Annotated in this window: 17 protein-coding genes; 12 read left to right on the forward strand and 5 right to left on the reverse strand. The window is 64.5% G+C overall.

Annotation, left to right across the window (positions count from 1 at the left end):
* Nucleotides 1–2 precede the first annotated feature (2 nt).
* The 5 genes from GL4_RS13060 (at nt 3) to GL4_RS13090 (ending at nt 4853) form a co-directional block, all read left to right on the forward strand.
* A complete protein-coding gene (locus tag GL4_RS13060; RefSeq protein WP_244462620.1) occupies nt 3–1130 on the forward strand; it encodes a class I SAM-dependent methyltransferase in 1128 nt (375 codons plus the stop codon).
* An 18-nt stretch (nt 1131–1148) separates the two neighbouring features.
* The gene (pgeF, locus tag GL4_RS13065) at nt 1149–1934 is read left to right on the forward strand and encodes a peptidoglycan editing factor PgeF (protein WP_045368171.1); all 786 of its coding nucleotides are present in this window, start codon (nt 1149–1151) and stop codon (nt 1932–1934) included.
* Nucleotides 1935–2143: 209 nt separating this feature from the next.
* Nucleotides 2144–3151: a hypothetical protein gene (locus GL4_RS16890; RefSeq protein ID WP_156137598.1), complete on the forward strand. Its 1008-nt coding sequence runs from the start codon at nt 2144–2146 to the stop codon at nt 3149–3151.
* A 179-nt stretch (nt 3152–3330) separates the two neighbouring features.
* Nucleotides 3331–4263 carry a ribose-phosphate pyrophosphokinase gene (locus GL4_RS13085; protein WP_045368177.1) on the forward strand — a complete coding sequence of 311 codons (933 nt, stop codon included), beginning with the start codon at nt 3331–3333 and terminating at the stop codon, nt 4261–4263.
* A 155-nt stretch (nt 4264–4418) separates the two neighbouring features.
* Complete coding sequence (locus tag GL4_RS13090) at nt 4419–4853, forward strand: GlcG/HbpS family heme-binding protein (RefSeq protein WP_045368179.1); 435 nt, start codon at nt 4419–4421, stop codon at nt 4851–4853.
* 4 nt (nt 4854–4857) lie between these two features.
* Here the strand turns inward: GL4_RS13090 and GL4_RS13095 are convergent, their stop codons facing one another.
* Nucleotides 4858–6093: an alpha-hydroxy acid oxidase gene (locus GL4_RS13095; RefSeq protein WP_082025666.1), complete on the reverse strand. Its 1236-nt coding sequence runs from the start codon at nt 6091–6093 to the stop codon at nt 4858–4860.
* Between the two features lie 190 nt (nt 6094–6283).
* Here GL4_RS13095 and GL4_RS13100 point away from each other — a divergent pair, with 190 nt between their 5' ends.
* From GL4_RS13100 to GL4_RS13120, 5 genes are all read left to right on the forward strand, one after another.
* Nucleotides 6284–7312 carry a 2-dehydropantoate 2-reductase gene (locus GL4_RS13100; protein WP_045368181.1) on the forward strand — a complete coding sequence of 343 codons (1029 nt, stop codon included), beginning with the start codon at nt 6284–6286 and terminating at the stop codon, nt 7310–7312.
* Between the two features lie 155 nt (nt 7313–7467).
* The gene (locus GL4_RS13105; RefSeq protein WP_045368183.1) at nt 7468–8112 is read left to right on the forward strand and encodes a 50S ribosomal protein L25/general stress protein Ctc; all 645 of its coding nucleotides are present in this window, start codon (nt 7468–7470) and stop codon (nt 8110–8112) included.
* 53 nt (nt 8113–8165) lie between these two features.
* The gene (gene pth / locus GL4_RS13110; protein ID WP_045368184.1) at nt 8166–8780 is read left to right on the forward strand and encodes an aminoacyl-tRNA hydrolase; all 615 of its coding nucleotides are present in this window, start codon (nt 8166–8168) and stop codon (nt 8778–8780) included.
* Nucleotides 8781–8825: 45 nt separating this feature from the next.
* Nucleotides 8826–9923, forward strand: coding sequence for a redox-regulated ATPase YchF (gene ychF / locus GL4_RS13115; RefSeq protein ID WP_045368186.1), 1098 nt, complete (start codon nt 8826–8828; stop codon nt 9921–9923).
* 165 nt (nt 9924–10088) lie between these two features.
* Nucleotides 10089–11345: a DUF1963 domain-containing protein gene (locus GL4_RS13120; protein ID WP_045368187.1), complete on the forward strand. Its 1257-nt coding sequence runs from the start codon at nt 10089–10091 to the stop codon at nt 11343–11345.
* A gap of 41 nt (nt 11346–11386) precedes the next feature.
* Here GL4_RS13120 and GL4_RS13125 read toward each other — a convergent pair whose 3' ends face one another.
* From GL4_RS13125 to GL4_RS13135, 3 genes are all read right to left on the reverse strand, one after another.
* Nucleotides 11387–12094: a DUF502 domain-containing protein gene (locus tag GL4_RS13125; protein ID WP_082025801.1), complete on the reverse strand. Its 708-nt coding sequence runs from the start codon at nt 12092–12094 to the stop codon at nt 11387–11389.
* Nucleotides 12095–12226: 132 nt separating this feature from the next.
* Complete coding sequence (locus GL4_RS13130; protein WP_052464513.1) at nt 12227–13468, reverse strand: methyl-accepting chemotaxis protein; 1242 nt, start codon at nt 13466–13468, stop codon at nt 12227–12229.
* A 149-nt stretch (nt 13469–13617) separates the two neighbouring features.
* Nucleotides 13618–15663 carry a bifunctional aldolase/short-chain dehydrogenase gene (locus GL4_RS13135; protein WP_045368188.1) on the reverse strand — a complete coding sequence of 682 codons (2046 nt, stop codon included), beginning with the start codon at nt 15661–15663 and terminating at the stop codon, nt 13618–13620.
* Between the two features lie 198 nt (nt 15664–15861).
* On the opposite strand from GL4_RS13135, the gene GL4_RS13140 reads away from it, so the two are divergent.
* Both GL4_RS13140 and GL4_RS17845 read left to right on the forward strand, forming a co-directional pair.
* Entirely contained in the window at nt 15862–16098 is a 237-nt protein-coding gene (locus GL4_RS13140) for a hypothetical protein (protein WP_045368189.1), read from the forward strand.
* A gap of 195 nt (nt 16099–16293) precedes the next feature.
* Entirely contained in the window at nt 16294–16614 is a 321-nt protein-coding gene (locus GL4_RS17845) for a hypothetical protein (protein WP_045368190.1), read from the forward strand.
* A gap of 82 nt (nt 16615–16696) precedes the next feature.
* On the opposite strand, the gene GL4_RS13150 is transcribed toward GL4_RS17845, so the two are convergent.
* Complete coding sequence (locus GL4_RS13150) at nt 16697–17977, reverse strand: MgtC/SapB family protein (RefSeq protein ID WP_045368191.1); 1281 nt, start codon at nt 17975–17977, stop codon at nt 16697–16699.
* Nucleotides 17978–18024: the final 47 nt, after the last annotated feature.

Here is an 18024-nt window from a genome sequence, read left to right on the forward strand (position 1 = left end):
CGATGGCGCCGACGCGGACACCGACCAGCATGGAGAGCACGCTGCTCAGCGTGCGCCTGAAAGCGCAGATCGCGCGGATCGGCCCCATCACCGTGGAGCGGTACATGGATGTGTGCCTCGCCGACACGACCGCCGGCTACTATCCCTCAAAGCAACCGATCGGGGCCGCCGGCGACTTCGTCACCGCGCCCGAAGTCAGCCAGATGTTCGGCGAACTGCTGGGGCTGTGGGCCTACGCCGTCTGGCAATCGATGGGCTCGCCTCACCCGGTGATCCTCGCCGAACTCGGACCGGGACGGGGCACGCTGATGGCCGACGCGCTTCGCGCCTTGCGGCGCCTTCCCGGCTTCATGGACAGCGTGCATGTCGCCCTCGTCGAGACAAGCCCGCCGCTCCGCCGCGCCCAGGAGGAAGCCCTCGCCGGCTCCGGCGCCGAGATTTCGTGGCACGACACCATCGAGAACGTGCCGGCGGGCCCGCTGATCGTCCTCGCCAACGAATTCATCGACGCCCTGCCCATCCGGCAGCTCATCTGGCGGGACGGCGCGTGGCGGGAACGCTGTGTGCGGATCGCCTACAGTGGAGGCTTCGAGTTTTGCGATGGCCCTGCGCTCCCCGTCGAGAGCTTGCGCCGCAACGCCGAGCTGCGGCAGCTACCGGATGGGTCGATCCTCGAGGTGAGGCCTGCGGCCAACGCTGTCGTCGCCGCGCTTGCCGCCAAGGCCAAGGATGCCCCGCTTGCCGCGCTCATCGTCGACTACGGCCACGAGGCGACCGAATGCGGCGATACGCTCCAGGCCATCTCCCGGCACAAATTCGTCGATCCTCTTCAGGCCCCGGGCAGCGTGGACCTCACGGCGCATGTGGATTTCGGCGCATTGAAGGATGCTGTGCGCGCCGCGGGTCTGGCCGCCTATGGTCCAAAGCGGCAACGCGCACTGCTTCTGGAACTCGGCCTCGAAGCGCGGCTCGAACGCCTGTGCCAGGACGCAACCCCGGAGCAGCGTGATGCGCTCGTGGCCGGCGCGGATCGGCTGATCGATCCTGCGGCCATGGGCGTGCTTTTCAAAGCGCTCGCGATTACGAGTAATGATCTCCCGGCGCCCCCTGCTTTCGAAAACAGTGCATGAGACGTTGAACACACGCCAATGATCACCGACGACAAACTCAGAATTCAGGCCCGCAATCTTGCCGAGATCGACGGCATCGACCACGGGTTCTTCACGCGGCTGGGTGGGGTCTCGAAAGGCCTCTATGAGTCCCTCAATTGCGGCGTGGGCTCGAGCGACGCACCGGACGCCGTCACGGAGAACCGGACGCGCGCCGCACGGCTGCTCGGCGCGCCGCTCGACAAACTCGCGACCGTCCACCAGAAGCACTCGAATATCGCCGCCGTGGCCGACGAGACCTGGACACCCAATACCCGCCCCGAAGCCGACGCGGTCGTCACCGCCACGCCGGGCATCGTCGTCGGTATCGTCACAGCCGACTGCGCCCCCGTGCTGCTATGCGACCCTAAAGCGCGCGTCGTCGGCGCGGCCCATGCAGGCTGGCGCGGCGCCTTCGATGGGATCGTCGAAGCCACGGTCGAGGCCATGACAGGGCTCGGCGCCGACCCGACACGGATCGTCGCGGCGATCGGCCCCGCCATCAGCCAGGGAGCCTACGAGGTGGGCGAGGACTACAAGGCGCGATTCCTCGATACCGAGCCTGACGCCGGGACATTCTTCGCCAATGACGAGGGCACCGGCGAGCCGCATTTCGACCTACCCGCCTATGTCGCCGACCGGCTCGACCGGGCCGGTGTGAGAGACATCTACGATCTTGGGATTTGCACGTATTACGAGGAAACGCGGCTCTATAGCTATCGCCGGTCGCAGCATCACGGCGAGCCGGATTATGGGCGCCAAATTTCCGCCATCGTGCTTACCTGATTAGGATTCACCATAGACTGATCTGCGGGCCCCGGGACGGGCGGGGCGTCTGGACGCCCTCGGGGCCTGCCAAGTATGGTTGGCCGGAACTATCAACCTGGCCGGCTTCAAAAGTCTGGCCCCGCCAAAAGAACACTGGTTGGAAACGACGTTGGAAGCGCACGCGCGCTGCGCGCAAAACCGTGTGTAGCCAACGAGGGAGCGAGCGGTTGGCCGCTAAGCGATACAGAACGACACACGTCCTGAGCTTCGCCGTGACGGCCGTCGCGCTGCTGGCGGCCGCCTTTTCCCTGACGGGCTGCGGCGGCGGAGCGGGCATGGGCAACATCATGCAGGGTGCTGGCGGCTTGTTCGCCGGCTCGCCCAAGATCGCCATGGGCCCCGTTGTCGGACCGCCGAAGAACGTGACGAGCCAGTTGACCCAGGCCCTTCAGACCGCCGGCGCCGAGCGCAATCTCACCATCCTCCCCAGCGGTTCGGAAGAGGCGGAATACACGCTTCGGGGCTATCTCCTGAGCGCCGCCGAGGGCAGCCGCTCCAGGATCTCCTATGTGTGGGACGTGGACGACGCGGCGGGCAAGCGCGTGACGCGGGTCTCGGGCGAGGAGGTCGTGGCCGGCGCGTCCAGCTCCAATCCATGGCGCGGGCTGAACTCCACCGCCATGACCAACATCGCCAACAGCACCGCCTCGCAATTGGCCGCGAACCTGCCGGGCGGGCGCGGCGGCGGCCTTGCGAAACCCACCGCCAGTTCCTCGTCTTCGTCGTCTTCGTCCTTCACTGGCCGCACCGCAGCGGCGACGGGGGCAGCAGGGGCCGCAGCCGCGACTGGGGCTGCCGCCTCCTCAAGCTCCCGCTCGGCCTCGGCGCCGAAACCTTCCGGCGTCAAAGTCGGGTCCGTTTCTGGCGCACCAGGCGACGGAAGCAGCAGCTTGGCGTCCGCCCTCAAGACGAAGCTCCGCAGTTCCGGCGTCAAGGTGGTGAGCGGGGGGTCGAACGTGTACACGGTCAACGGCACCGTGAAGCTGACCTCCGCGGGGCTTTCCAAGGAGAAAATCCACATCGATTGGCGCGTTCTGGAGCCCAGCGGCAAGGTTAAAGGGACCGTTTCTCAGGAGAACGTGATCCCCAAGGGATCGCTGAACGGCTCTTGGGGCGCGACCGCCAACGCCGCGGCCAACGCCGCCGTGCCCGGCATCAAGAGGCTGGTTCAGTGAGGCTGGTTCAGTGAGGCACCTGGGTCCGCAGCGCCCCCGCGAACCCGCCCGCGACCAAATCACTTGGGCATCAGGAACTTCGAACGTTTACACAGGTGCCACACGCTTGTTAAAAGCGGCCCGGGTGTGCCGCAGGCCTTGGCCGACGTCACATTGGCTGGGTTTCGGGGAACAAGAGCATGAAACTGGTTGCAGGTAACAGCAACCGCCCTCTCGCTGAGGCAATCTCCAACTATCTCGATACGCCACTTGCGCGCTGCGTTGTCCGCCGTTTTGCGGATAAAGAGATATTCGTCGAAGTTCAGGAGAACGTCCGCGGCGAGGATGTTTTCATCATCCAGTCGACCTCGGCGCCCGCCAACGATCACCTCATGGAACTCCTAATCCTGTGCGATGCGCTGAAGCGCGCGTCCGCGCGGCGTATCACGGCGGTCATTCCCTATTTCGGCTACGCGCGGCAGGACCGGAAGCCCGGCCCCCGCACGCCAATCTCCGCGAAGCTCGTGGCGAACATGATCGTTCGAGCCGGCGCCGACCGGGTTCTGACGCTCGATCTTCACGCGGGCCAGATCCAGGGTTTCTTCGATATCCCGACCGACAACCTGTTCGCCGCGCCCGTGCTCGTGGGCGACATCAAGGAAGTCATGCGGGACGACGACATCATGGTGGTCTCGCCCGACGTCGGCGGCGTGGTTCGCGCCCGGGGTCTTGCGAAACGCATCGATGCGCCGCTTGCCATTGTCGACAAGCGCCGCGAGCGGCCCGGCGAGTCCGAAGTGATGAACGTCATCGGCGACGTGTCCGGACGCAGCTGCATCCTGATGGACGACATCGTCGATTCGGGCGGCACGCTGGTGAACGCGGCCGAGGCGCTCCTGAAACAGGGCGCCAAGCAAGTCACCGGCTACATCACCCATGGTGTCCTGTCCGGCGGCGCCATCGCCCGCGTTATGGCCTCGCAGCTGAAAGAACTGGTGATCACCGATTCGATCATGCCGAGCGACGCCGTTTTGAACGCACACAACATCCGCGTCTTGTCGATCGCCCCGCTGCTCGGCGAAGCCATCGCGCGCACGGCCGAAGAGAAGTCGGTATCCAGCCTCTTCTACTAGGCTCACCTCTCTAAAGTTCACCAGCTACGCCCGCAAATGGGCCGGCGCGAACATGCGTCATCGCGACGGCATGGTCTTGTGGTCTGCTCGTGGGACCCCAACTAATAGGGCACCGTTTCATAAGCGGTTTAGACATCGTACGGAGGAGATGAGGAATGCACGTCAATCTAGAGAATGCCGAACAAGTTATCGAAGCAGCCCGCAAGAAGGCCGTCGAACTCGACACGCAGATGTGCATCGCCGTGGTCGACTCCGGCGCCAATCTGAAGGCTTTCATGCGCATGGACGACGCCTGGGTCGGCTCCATCGACATCGCCATCAAGAAGGCGACGACGGCCTGCTTCTTCGGCATGGCGACCGGCGCGCTGGGGCAGCTCTCCCAACCCGGTAAACCGCTGTACGGGATCGAGCACTCCAACGACGGCTTGATTACGTTTCCGGGCGGCCTCCCAATCGTCGACGAGGATGGCGTGCTCGTAGGCGCCATTGGCGTGAGCGGCAGCACGGTCGACAACGATCACGAAGTTGCGGCCGCCGGCGTCGCCGTTCTCGGCGTCTCCGAGTTGCCGGCGCATCCCTGGCGCACCTAGGACTTCAAAGACCGAAAACCAGATTCTCGGGCAAGGCGTTGACGTCGGCCGTTCCGGTCAGCGTCATCGCTTCGTCGAGCTCCTGCGCAACCAGCTGCAGCGCGGCCGCGACGCCGCGCTCGCCAAAGGGCGCGAGACCGTAGATATAGGCCCGCCCCAAGAGACAGCCGTCCGCACCGCGCCCGAGCGCCTTCAGTACGTCGAAGCCGGAACGGACGCCGCTGTCGAGAACCAGCTCAACCGAATCGCCCACAGCGTCGCGTATCCGCGGCAGCATTTCTATCGAACTGGCGGCGCTATCGAGTTGCCGCCCGCCATGGTTCGACACCACCACGCCGTCGACGCCGAGATCGGCGGCGATCTTCGCATCCGCGGGATCGAGCACGCCTTTGACGATCAGCTTGCCGGACCAGTTGTTCCGGAGCCATTCGAGATCGTCCGGGGTGACCGCTCCTTTGAACCGCGGCTCGGCCCAGGCGGAGACCGAGGGGAGATCGTGCCCGTCCGGACAATAGGCAGCGAGGTTCCCAAGCGTCGGCTTGTTGCGCAGATAGCGCCAGACCCACCTCGGCCGGCGCACGATGTCCAACACGTGCCATATCCGCAAATTCAACGGGATGCTCACACCGTTGTCGAGATCGCGGTTGCGGCGCCCCTGCACGGCCGTGTCGACATTGACCATCAGCGCCGGGCAGTTGGCTTGCTCCGCCCGCTGCAGAAGCGATGCGTTGATCTCGCGATCTTTCATCAAATAGAGCTGGAACAAAAATGGCGTCTCGACGGCGGCGGCGACCTCCTCGATCGAGCACGTTGCCAACGAACTCAGGCAATAAGGCACGCCGCAGGACGATGCCGCGCGCGCGGCGTGAACCTCCCCTTGCGGATGAAAAGCGCCGCCCATGCCGATGGGAGCCAGAGCGACGGGCATCGAGGCGACCTGCCCGAAAAGCGTGGTGCGCGTGGTCCGGATGACGGGGTGATCGAACACGCGCTGGCGAAGGCGCAAGGCATCGAAGTCCGCCCGGTTCCGCCGCATGGTGATTTCGTCGTGGGAACCGCCTTCGAGAAAATCGAAGACGATGGCGGGGAGATGCCGCTTGGCCGTGTCGCGAAGGTCGTGCGGATGATTGGCCAAGGTCGATGGCCGGATCATTGCGCCGCCGCGCGGGTTCTCCCGATCGACACCGGTCACCCCCTTCGCAGGCACACCGGAAAGGCGACTGTCGAACTCTTCATACATGACGTGCGCAGTCCCCGTTTTGCGCAGATCGGCAGCCGTCGGTTACGCCCATTCGTGCACCACACATCCCAAGCCCGATAGATTACTATAGCCTGCCCGAGGCCGTACCGTCGAATTGCAGGCCATCCTTAAAGCGGCCATCACACCGCGATATGGGCACATTCCCTTCCTTTCTGCCGGGCCGGCTTTCATGACCGACGCGAACGACATTCCCATCACCGTTGCCGGCGCCGGCAGCGTGGGCTGCTATGTCGGTGCGCGTCTTGCCGCGGCCGGGCGTAACGTCACCCTGCTGACTCGGCCCGCCCTCGCCGCCACCATTTCGCGCCACGGCCTTCACTGCTCCGACTTGGAGGGTCACAACATCGACGTCGGCCCGGATCGTGTGACGCTCTGCACGACACCGTCCGAGGCCCTCGCGGGCGCGAAGCTCATCCTCGTAGCCGTCAAGTCTCACGACACCGAGGCGATGGCCGCGCTGATCGCGGAGCACGCCGGCGGCGGCGCCGTTGCCGTCAGCCTGCAGAACGGTGTGTCCAACGCAGGGCTCCTCCGGCGGCGCCTGGGGGCGGAACGCGTCGTCGATGCAATGGTCCCCTTCAATGTCGTTCAAAGCCGCCCGGCGGACGCCCCGCCGCGCTTTCATCGCGCGAGCGGTGGGGTAATCCAGATCGAGAGGACGGCGACGGGACTGCGGCCGGTGCTCGAAGTCCCGCACATGCCGGTCGCCGAGCGTGACGACATCGAGGCGGTGCTGTGGGGCAAGCTGCTGGTCAATCTCAACAACGGACTCAACGCTCTGTCGGGCCTGCCCATCGTGGAGCAGTTCGGCGACCGGCACTGGCGCGCGCTCGTGGCCCGGCAGCTCGACGAGGGTCTGGCGGTCCTGAATGCCGCCGGCATCCGGTACGCCCCATACGAAGGCGTGCCGCAGCGGGCCTTGGCGCTGGCGCTGCGACTTCCTGACGCCCTGTTCCAGGTCGCCGCCAAGCGGATGCTCTCCATGGACAAGAACGCCCGCTCGTCCATGTGGGAGGACCTGCAGGCCGGCCGGCGCACGGAAATTGACTATCTCCAAGGCGAAATCATCCGGCTGGCGGATCAAGTCGGGCATCCGGCCCCATTGAACCGGCGGGTCCTGGCGCTCGTCAAAGAGGCCGAAACGGCCAAGAAGGGGCCCCCGGGCCTCCCGCCGGAGGCGGTCTGGGGCGCGCTTTAGCGCCGAAAAACAGCGCCGATAGGCGATTGTGTTCTTAGGTGTCCTTAGGCTATAAGCCTCTGCAATTCCGTCGCGGCGACCACGAACAGAGCGCCGCGCCCGATTTTGGGGGCCGGTTTCCGGCCCCTCACTATTTCAGACGTTCGGAGGATCAAATGGCTGAGGCGATCGAGCTCAAGGCGTGGTCGCGAGGGCGCACCGGAACCGGTGGCGCGCGCGCAATTCGCCGCGAAGGGCGCATTCCCGGCATCGTTTACGGCGGCAACGACGAGCCGCTCAACATCGCTCTGGAGACGAAGGAAGTCTCCAAGCAAATTCAGACCGGCCACTTCCAGAGCACGGTCTACATGCTCGACATGGACGGCACGAAGATCCGCGCCATTCCGCGCGACGTGCAGGTCGACCCGGTGCGCGACTTCCCGATCCACGTGGATTTCCTGCGGCTCGCAAAGAACGCCGAGATCGACGTGGACGTGCCGGTGCACTTCCTCAACGAAGGCGCCTCTCCGGGCCTGAAGCGCGGCGGCGTGCTCAACGTGGTGCGCCACGAGATTTCCCTGCGCTGCCCGGCGGACAAGATTCCCGAATCGATCGAGATCGACCTGACGGGAATGGACATCGGCGAGTCGATCCATATCTCCGCCGTGACGCTGCCTGAGGGGGCTGTCCCCACCATCACCGATCGCGACTTCACCGTCGCGACCATCGCCGGCCGCGTTGCCGAAGACACCGGTGAGGAAGAAGAAGAAGGCGCCGAAGAAGCGGCCGAAGAGGAAGAAGCCGAGGAGTCGAAGGAGTAGCCATCTCCTTCCGGGCCTGACGGGCCGTTCGGACCACGAGACGGGACGACGCGATGAAGCTCTTTGTCGGCCTCGGCAATCCGGGGGCGCAATACGCCTTCAACCGTCACAACGTCGGCTTCATGGCTGTGGACGTCATTGCCGCCGCACATGGATTCGCCGCTTGGCGCAAGCGCTTCCAGGGGTTGACCTGCGAAGGGCGGCTGGGCGGCGAACAAGTGCTTCTCCTCAAGCCGCAGACCTTCATGAACGAGTCGGGCCGCTCGGTGGGTGAGGCCGCGCGCTTCTACAAGATCCCCGTCAGCGACGTGGTCGCCTTCCACGACGAGTTGGATCTGGCGCCCGGAAAGGTGCGCGTGAAGATCGGCGGCGGTGTCGCCGGCCACAACGGGCTCAAGTCCCTGACGGCGCATCTGGGCAACGATTACATGCGGGTACGCATCGGTATCGGTCACCCCGGTCACCGTGAGCGCGTCATCGGTCACGTGATGCGCGACTTCGCCAAGACGGATATGGAGTGGCTGGAGCCGGTGCTTGCCGCGATGTCGGACGCCGCTCCGATCCTCGCCAGAGGCGAGAAAGACAAGTTTCAGACCCAGGTCGCCCACGAGACGCGGGATGTCATGCCGAACGACACCGGGAACGAAACGCAAAGCGAAACGGACTAGCCCGCACGAGACGGCCGGGCGGCGCGACAGGAGCCAACGCAGGATATGGGATTCAAATGCGGCATTGTCGGACTGCCGAATGTCGGCAAGTCCACCCTTTTCAACGCTCTCACTGAGAGCGCCGCGGCGCAGGCCGCCAACTACCCCTTCTGCACCATCGAGCCCAACGTGGGCGACGTGCCCGTCCCCGACCCGCGCCTCGCCAAACTCTCGGAGATCGCGGGCTCCGCGCAGACCATCCCGACGCGCCTGACCTTCGTCGACATCGCCGGTCTCGTCCGCGGCGCCTCCAAAGGTGAAGGCTTGGGGAACCAGTTCCTCGCCCATATCCGCGAAGTCGACGCCATCGCCTATGTGCTGCGCTGCTTCGAGGATTCCGACGTGGTCCACGTAGACGGCAAGGTGGATCCCCTCGCCGATGCGGAGACCATCGAGACGGAATTGATGCTGGCCGACCTCGAGAGCCTCGAGCGGCGCGTGCCAGCTCTCGAGAAGAAGATTCGCGGCCAGGACAAGGAAGCCAAGGAGACCTTGGCGCTCCTGGAGCGGGCGCTCGTCGTGCTGCGCGAAGGAAGGCCCGCGCGCTACGCCGCAGTGGATCACGAAGACCGCAAAGCGTTCCATTCGCTCGGCCTCTTGACCTCGAAGCCCGTTCTTTATGTCTGCAACGTGGACGAGGCCTCGGCCGGAAGCGGCAACGCGCTTTCGGATGCGGTTCTGGCGCGCGCCACCAAGGAGGATGTCGGCTGTGTCGTGATCTCGGCCAAAATCGAATCCGAGCTGGTGGAACTCGACGCCGAAGAGCGGCAGTCCTATCTCGCCGATCTCGGGCTGAACGAGCCGGGCCTGAACCGGCTGATCCAGGAAGGCTACAAGCTGCTCGACCTCGTCACCTACTTCACCGTCGGGCCGAAGGAAGCGCGCGCCTGGACCATTGAGCGCGGCACCCGCGCGCCGCAAGCGGCGGGCGTGATCCACACCGATTTCGAAAAGGGCTTCATCCGGGCCGAGACGATCGCCTACAACGACTATGTCGGTCTTGGCGGCGAGGCCGGCGCGCGCGACGCGGGCAAGCTGCGCCTCGAAGGCAAGGAATACGTGGTGAAGGACGGCGACGTCCTGCACTTCCGCTTCGCGAATTAGGCCTCAACTCCTTACGCGACCCAATAACTTGGGCTCTCGCTTGGGTCCGCTCTGCCGGCCCGCACGACCCTGTCAAAATTTTGTTCTTCTTTTGTTCTTGACTTCTTCGGTCTCGGTATGCAACTTTTAGTAGCATGCCGACTGCGCGTATCGAGGGAGGGCCGAATGGCAGACGCGAAGAACCTCACCGGGCTCGATGACGACGCCTTGGTCGAGGCCTATGTCGAGAACGTCCAAGTCTATGAGCGGATCGGTCACATTGGCGCGGCGAACCGCCAGATGGATCGGCGGCGGGCCATCATCGATGAACTGAAGCGCCGCAGCGGCGGATCGCTGCAACCGCTGAGGCCGTTGTTGGAGCATCCAGACCTCAACGTCAGGCACACGGCCGCGATCGAATTTCGCAGAATCGATCACGCCGCGTTCGAGGCAACGACGAAGGCTTTAGCCGAGCGCCAGGATTTAATCGGCGGCGAGGCGCGGGATTCGCTCCGGCTGGACGCACGCGCCCAAGAGGAAGGCTATCCGGAAGATTGGACTCCTCGGGAACCGATCCCGCCCAGCAAGGAGATGACCTGGCAATGTGATAATCCGCCGCCGCCTGGGGTCTCGGACGGCGAGCTACGGCAGCTCTTGGGGAGTCACCTCAACGCGCAGACTACGGAGGTGCTATTGCGGCTGGCGCGCCCCGCCATTGGCTTATGGCCGCAGCGCCCTATCCCCGGCGCCCCCACAAATGTCTCGCGGCTCGGCGGCGAACCGAGCGTACCTGCTGATTGGTCTTGGCCCATGGTCGAAGCAGAGCCGGAAGACGAGCCCATGCTGTTCTTGGGGCAGATAAACTGCACCGATCTTCAGGGACTGGCTGGAGCCGAACGCCTCCCCGCCTCCGGCATGCTCTCATTCTTCGGTGACGCCGATGGGGTCACGGGGTGCGACTTCGGTGGTGGCGACACAGCCGTGTTCTATTGGGAAGACACGGACACGCTGGTACTGAGAGGCTATCCGATGGCGCCTACCGAAACCATCCAGCCATGCGGCCTTACCTTCAGGCCCATAACGGACCTACCACATCCTGAGAGCCGGTCGGTCAAGGAGCTGTGGCGAGACCGTACCGCGGCCACAAAGTATGAGACCGTTTATCGGACTGTCCGTGAGTACGGCATCCCCAAAGACTATGTCGGCTATTGCAGCTTCAGCAAGCTATTGGGCTGGCCCACGCTGGTACAACAGGAGTTGGAGGAGGTCAGGTATTGTCAGGATCCCCGAGGCCTGCAATTGCTGCTGCAGCTTGATGACTACCACAACGGGGCGGAAGGAACCTGGTGGGGGCCTGGCGGCTCTCTCTATTTTCTCATCACCGATGCGGACCTAAGCGCACGACGATTTGCCAATTGTGTATTCGAAATCCAGGTGACCTGAGAAGTGACTTCAAACGATCGGACCGGCCCGCTGTCCTGCAATCACGTCTTGGCCGGGTGCTTGCGGGGCGCTGCTTCGTTCGCTGCCTCGCCGGTCTCGCTGTCGACCGTGACGTTCTCCGCAGGGAGCCCTTTTGGCGGGGTGACCCCCATCGACAGATAGACATTCACGAGCCTCTCGACGCCGCCGTCGGCCGGCTTGACCCATTCCTCGGGCACGTAGATGAGCGCTCCGCCGAACGGCACGGGCGCAAACGGCACCAGCACGGGCACATAGGTCCTCTCTCCGATAGCCACCGGCTCATGCGAGGGCATAAGCGCCAGGGTCGCGGCGCTCCCCTCTCCGCCGAAGAAGCACCAGACCGGGCTCATGCCTTTCAGGCTGTCCTCACCGTCCCCACGATCCATCATCGCGACGAAGCGTTTGGAGATGTCGTACACGTTCGACACCAGCGGAATGCGCATCATGAACCAGTCGAAACTGTTGGAGATCCAGTTTCGCAAGCCCGATTCCACCGCAAGGCCCAGCAGGAAGATCACGGCCAGAATGATGCCGAGGCCAATGAAATAGGCCACAAGCGAAGAGCCCGACAGGTTGAGCCCAAGATGGGTGATGAGATTGCCGAGAAAGCTGCCGGGTCCCGCATAGGTGGCCACCAGCGAGCCCAGCCACGCGGTGATGAGAACCGTGACCACGATCGGCAGCAGCGCAAGCGCGCCGGACAGGAAAACTCGGAAAATACGCCCCACGGGGAAGCCCTCCACTTTCAAACCGGACGCTAGCCCATCCGGGACACCAGGGCCAAACGCAAAAGCCGCCGGGGCACGATGCCCCGGCGGCTCTACGCGGTACTTGAAACGGTGTGCTGCGTCGCGTTTGCGTCAGCTGGCGTTCTTCAACGCATCGGCGGCCGCGACGCGGCGCAGGAAGTTCTCGACCGTGTGACGAAGCTGCTCGCCATGACGCGAGAGGTCCTTACTGACCTGCAGCATCTGGGCTGCGGACTGGTTCGTCTCATCCACGGCCTTGGTGACGTCGGGCATATGCGCGGCCACATCCTCGGTGCCGCGCGCCGCCTGACGGACGCTATGCGAAATCTCGGAGGTCGCCGCCGATTGCTGCTGCACGGCCCCGGCGATCTCCTGGGTGTTCTGATTGACGTCGCCCATCGTGGTCACGATGGATTGCATGGCCTCGACCGCGCTGTGGGTTGAAGAGCGGATCGCGTCGATCTGCTTCTTGATATCGTCGGTCGCTTTGGCCGTCTGATCGGCCAGTGTCTTGACCTCGCCCGCCACCACGGCAAAGCCACGCCCTGCCTCGCCGGCGCGCGCGGCCTCGATCGTGGCGTTGAGCGCGAGAAGGTTGGACTGCGCGGCCACATCCTGGATGAGATCGACCACGTCGCCGATGCGCTCCGCAGCCTCTGTGAGACTCCGGACCTTCTGGTTGGCCATCCGGGCGTTCTCGGTCACCTGGTCGACGATCTTGCTGGCGTTGGAAACGCGGACACCAATGTCGCTGAAGGAAACGGCGAGTTCCTCGGCCGTTGCCGCTACGGACTGCACATTCGCCGAGGCCTCATCCGAAGCCGAGGCCACCACGCTGACGCGGTCGTTTGTGTCGATGGCAACGGTCGACAGGAGCCGTGCGGTATCGTCCATCTGCCGCGCGCTGTCGGCGAAAGCGCCGAGCAAGCCTGCGATGGAGCCGCGGAACTGGTGGATGAGTTCTTCCGTCCGCCGTTGCGAGGCAAGCCGCCTCTCGATCTGGCTGTCCAACTCGCTCTGGTGGGACTCGCTCCAGCTCGTGGCATCGGCCTGAAACGTCTTGAGCGCATTGGCCATGACGCCGATCTCGTCGCGGCGCTTGGTATGGAGGACCTCGCCGGCCGTGTCCCACTTGGTCAGGCGCTCGATGACGGCGTGGAGATCCCGAAGCGCCTGGGAAAGCGATCGCCCATAGAGATAGCCGGCGCCGGCGCCGAGAGCCGTAGCAACGAACAGCGCGAGCAGTACGGCAGCGCCAACGCCGGGGACGATCATCTGCAAGGCGATCGTCACGACGACGGCGACTAGGGCCGTAGCACCAAAGTAAAGGGAAAATTTCTTGCTGAGATCCATCAAATCTCTCAAATCCGCTGCCATCAAAATATGCCGGACGCGTGCGACCGGGCACCACGTGCGCAGGATTGCCCCGACAGGCCTCGTGGTGACTGCAGCTTCGGCTTTTGTGGTTAACAGTCCCTTTAGGGGATGCAGAGATTTTTTGGCTAGCGCAGCGCCGCCGCGATGTTGCCGCCGTCGACGGTCTCCACGTGACCCGTCGTCTTGCGCGCTTTGGCGAGGGCCAGGAAGGCCTGGGCGACATCGTCGGCCGTCACCTCGGCGTGCAGCAGATTGCCGGCCATATAGTCCGTCTCCGTCACGCCTCTGGCCTTCGACCGGGTGGCGATCATCTCGTCCGTCAGAAGGCCGCTTCTGATGCGATCCGCATTGACGCCGTTCGAGCGAATGCCGTCCGCGCCGTAATCGAGCGCGTATTGGCGCATCAACAGCATCGTGGCGGCCTTGGGCAGGCCGTAGGGCCCGAAATTCTGCCCCGGATTGACGGCCTGCTTGGAGATGTTGAACAGAAGCGCACCGCCCGTGCCCTGCTTCTGCATGATGGCGACCGCCTCGCGCGCAACGGTCTGGTGCGCGAAGAAGTTCAGCTCGAAGCTCTTGCGCAGGACCTCGTCCGGAACGTCGCCAATGCGTCCCTGCCAAGCCGCGCCCGCGTTGGACACGAGAATGTCGACGCCGCCAAACCGCGCACAGACGGCCTCGAAGGCACGGGATACATCGTCCGAGTTTGTCACATCGCAGGCGATGCCGATGCCCTTGACGGCGCGCGCGGCCTCGGCGGCTGCGTCCCCGTTCACATCGAGGACGGCAACCGCGGCCCCGTCGCCCGCAAGGGCCTTGGCCGTTGCCGTCCCGATCGCGCCCGCGCCCGTCACCACGGCCACCTGGCCCGTAAGCGGCTTCACCACTTGTTTGGCGAGCTTGGCCTGCTCCAGGCTCCAATATTCGAGGGCAAAGAGATCGCTCTCGGGCAGCGGCTCGTAGCGGCCGATCGCTTCGGCGTCAGTGATGACGCGAACCGTGTTTTCGGCGAGATCGCCCGCAATGGCCGCGTCCTTCGCCGACCGGCCGAGACCGAACAATCCGACGCCTGGCACCAGGACGACGCGAGGCATGGGATCGAGCTTGGTCTTGGTCCCGCCGACCGCTTCGTTCTCCCGTGCGAAGTAGAGGTCATACTCCGCCACGTAGGTCTCGACGGCGGCCTCGACGGCCTTCGCGAACTCATCGAGCTTGCCGGACTCCGGCACCGGCACGACGAGCGGCTTGTTCTTGGTCCGAATGATGTGGTCGGGCGTCACCACCCCGCGCTGGCTGTAGGAGGAGAGCTCGGCGCCGTTCACGTAGTCTAGGATGGCGTCGCTCGAGCGGAACTCGGCCACAAAGCGCGTCGGCTCTTGCCCGGGCCGGTGGATGGCGCAGGCACCGCGCAGGATCGGCGCGATCTCGGCCGCCGACGCAGGCGCCGCTGGAATATGCGCCGCCTGGAAGACGACGGGCCGGCCCTGGCGCAGACGGCTCTCCGCAAGCGAGACCATCTCGATCATGCGCTCATAGGCGTCTTGCGCCGTGTCGCCGAACGTGAAGATCCCGTGCTTGTGCAGGATCATCCCTTCCACATCGGGTTTCTCGTCGAAGACATCGGCGGCCACTTTGGCAAGATCGAAGCCCGGTGCGATGTAGGGAACAATCCCCATGCGCCCGTTATAGACCTCGCGGGCCAAGGCCACGCCGTCGGGTTGATCCACGAGCGACAGAACCGCGGCCGCATGGGCGTGGTCCACGAATTTGTGCGGCAGGAAGGCGTGCAGCAGCGTCTCGACGGACGGATTGGGTGCGCCGGCATCCAAGAGGTTGAGCCGCTGGGTGTTGACCATGGCCTCGTCCGAGAGCGCATCGAGCGCGCGCATCTCCCGTAAGGGGCCGAGCTTGACGGCCGGAAGGCCCCAGGGCTCGATTTCCGCCATGTCGGCGCCGGAGCCCTTCACCGCGATAACGTCGTGCTCCTGGCCGAGATCGTCGACCGCGCGGGTCTTCACGGAGGTGTTACCCCCGCCATGTAGGACCAGCAGCGGATCGCGGCCGATCAGCCGGGTCGTGTAGACGCGAAGGGCGATGTCCTCGTTGACGCCCTCGGCGCCATAGGCCTCGACCGCACGCTTCGCCTCGTCGTCATTCCATTGGCTTTTCATGGCGCGGGTTGTGGCAAGTTTCCACCATCCCGGCAAGACGAGATCTCAAATTTCCCCGCACCCGATCGCCCCTGCAGCCAAAAAGAATCGGGCTGGCGCAAGAATCCTCATTTTCGCCCCAGGAGGATACGGATTCGAAACAAATTCGGCTGGATAATCAGACCCTAAGGGGCGCTTTGGGATGAGGGAGACATCGTCGTGGGCAGATTCCTGGACGCATACAAGCCGGAGCGGCACTACATGCGTGGGCCCGGTCCGAAATGGCACGCCAAGCACTCGGCCTCGCTTCTGACAGCTGCCAGTGCTCAGCCGGCCGCAAGCCGTGGTCCGGCGCTGAAAGAGCTTCGGGCGGCAGAGTTCCAATTGCTAAGCTGGATGGCGCCGATGGCTGCCGCTGTCACGCTCGGCTTCATGGCCGTGATGGTGCTGGCGTAGCCTGAAAACAGCCCGAGCCGACGCACGTTTTGCGATAGATTACCGCGCGCGCGAGCCTGCGGCCGGGCGCAGGCCGGTCGATCTACACAGACAAAAGCTTCGCGAAATACAACGGTTTGGGCTTTCCTTTTCGATCATTGAGGCTCAACCTGTAGGTCTACGAGGAAGGGTCTCAAAGATCGCGAGGTAGATCTCATGCGTTCAGTTGTCTTCACGACCCTAGCGGGCCTTCTCGCCATATTCATCTTGGCTAGCCCCAAACCCGCATCGGCAATGCCGGCCGCTGCGATACTCAAATACAGCCCGGAAACCGCGTCGGAAGTCGTGCCGGTCCGGCGGTGGTACCGCCGGCGGTACTATTACCGGCGTCCCTACTACCGGCCCTACCGGTATTATCCGCGGCCCTACTACCGGCCCTACCGCTATTACGGCCGTCCCTATTACGGACCCCGCTACCCCTACTATGGCCGCCGCTACTGGCGCGGACCCCGCGTCGGCGTGTATGTGGGCATCTAAGCGGTCGACCGCATAAGACTGTGGTTTCGAAGAAACGCGGTGCCTTTGAAGGCGCCGCGTTTTTTGTTGCCCCCGCCCTGGGTCATATCAGCAGGACACTGGCAAGGCCGGCAATCAGCATCGCGCCGATCGCCAGGAGAAGGGGCTTGCCGAGCGCGGCGCCGGCGAGCACGAAGGCGATCCCGCATTTGACCGCCGTGTTGACCAACGACGCGATGACGATGGCGACCACGGCCACATGCGCACTCCCCGTCTTGGCGAACTCGGCCATCGAGAGGGTGATCGCGTCGACGTCCGTCAGCCCCGCAAGCGCCGCCACCGCATAGACTCCGCTGTCCGAGAAACTGTCCTGTGCGATCTTGACCGCGACCAGCACCACCGCGAAGAACGCCGCAAACTTCGCCGCCGACGTCACGCTAAAGGGGTTGGTCACGCCCAGGTCTTCCCGGGCGCTAGCGTCCTTTCCATGCCGAGGCCCGCGCAGATAGATCAGCGCCGCGGCCCCGGCCGCGACCAAGGCCATCGCCGCGAACGGCAGGAAGATCGGTCCGAGGAGCGCGCGATTGACCACCGCGACCACCACGAGGACGCGCGCGAACATGATCCCCCAGGCCACCAGGATACCGCTTGCGAACGCCATCGTATTGGCGGGGCTGGTACGCGCTTCGCGGGCGAAAGAGACCGTCACGGCTGTCGACGAAACAAGGCCACCGGCAAACCCCGTCAGGAGCGCCCCCTTGCCAGGACCGAGCCAGCGCGTCAGCGCATAGCCCACCAGCGACAGGCCGGAGATCAGGATGACCAGGAGCCAGAGCTCGTAAGGATTGAGCGCGCCCCATGGGTCGATCGGCTTGTCGGGAAGGAGCGGCAACGCGACAAAGGTCGCGATCAGCAGTTGCAGGCCGGAATAAACATCGTCCCAGCCAATCTGCTTCACGAAGCCGTGCATCGGATCCTTGTAGGCAAGGACCGCCGTCGTGATGACGGCCAGGGCGATGGCGATTTCGGATCCGCCCATCATGTCGATCGCCCCCAGCACGAAGACGATGACAGCGGCGACCTCGGTGGTAAGGCCGACGGCTTCCTGCTGTCCGCGTGTCGTCGCCACGTAGCCGGCGACCACAAAGGCCCCCGTGATCAGAAGACCAGCCGCCACGATCCAATAGGAGTCGAAGGCACGGGCGAGCCACGCCGTGCAGGCACCGAGGAGCGCGAACAGGATGAAGGTGCGCAGACCGGCCGTTTGTTCCGTCTTTGATTTGCGCTCGCGGCGATGCTTCTCGCGCTCAATGCCGACAAGGGCGCCGAGCAGCACGGCGATCCCGAAATGGATCGCGTCGGCCATGAGATCGTGCGGCTCCATCTTCGCCCTCCTCGCGGCGGACTACCCGCCCCCGGCGGGCCATGCCG

Source organism: Methyloceanibacter caenitepidi (assembly GCF_000828475.1).
GTDB lineage: Bacteria > Pseudomonadota > Alphaproteobacteria > Rhizobiales > Methyloligellaceae > Methyloceanibacter > Methyloceanibacter caenitepidi.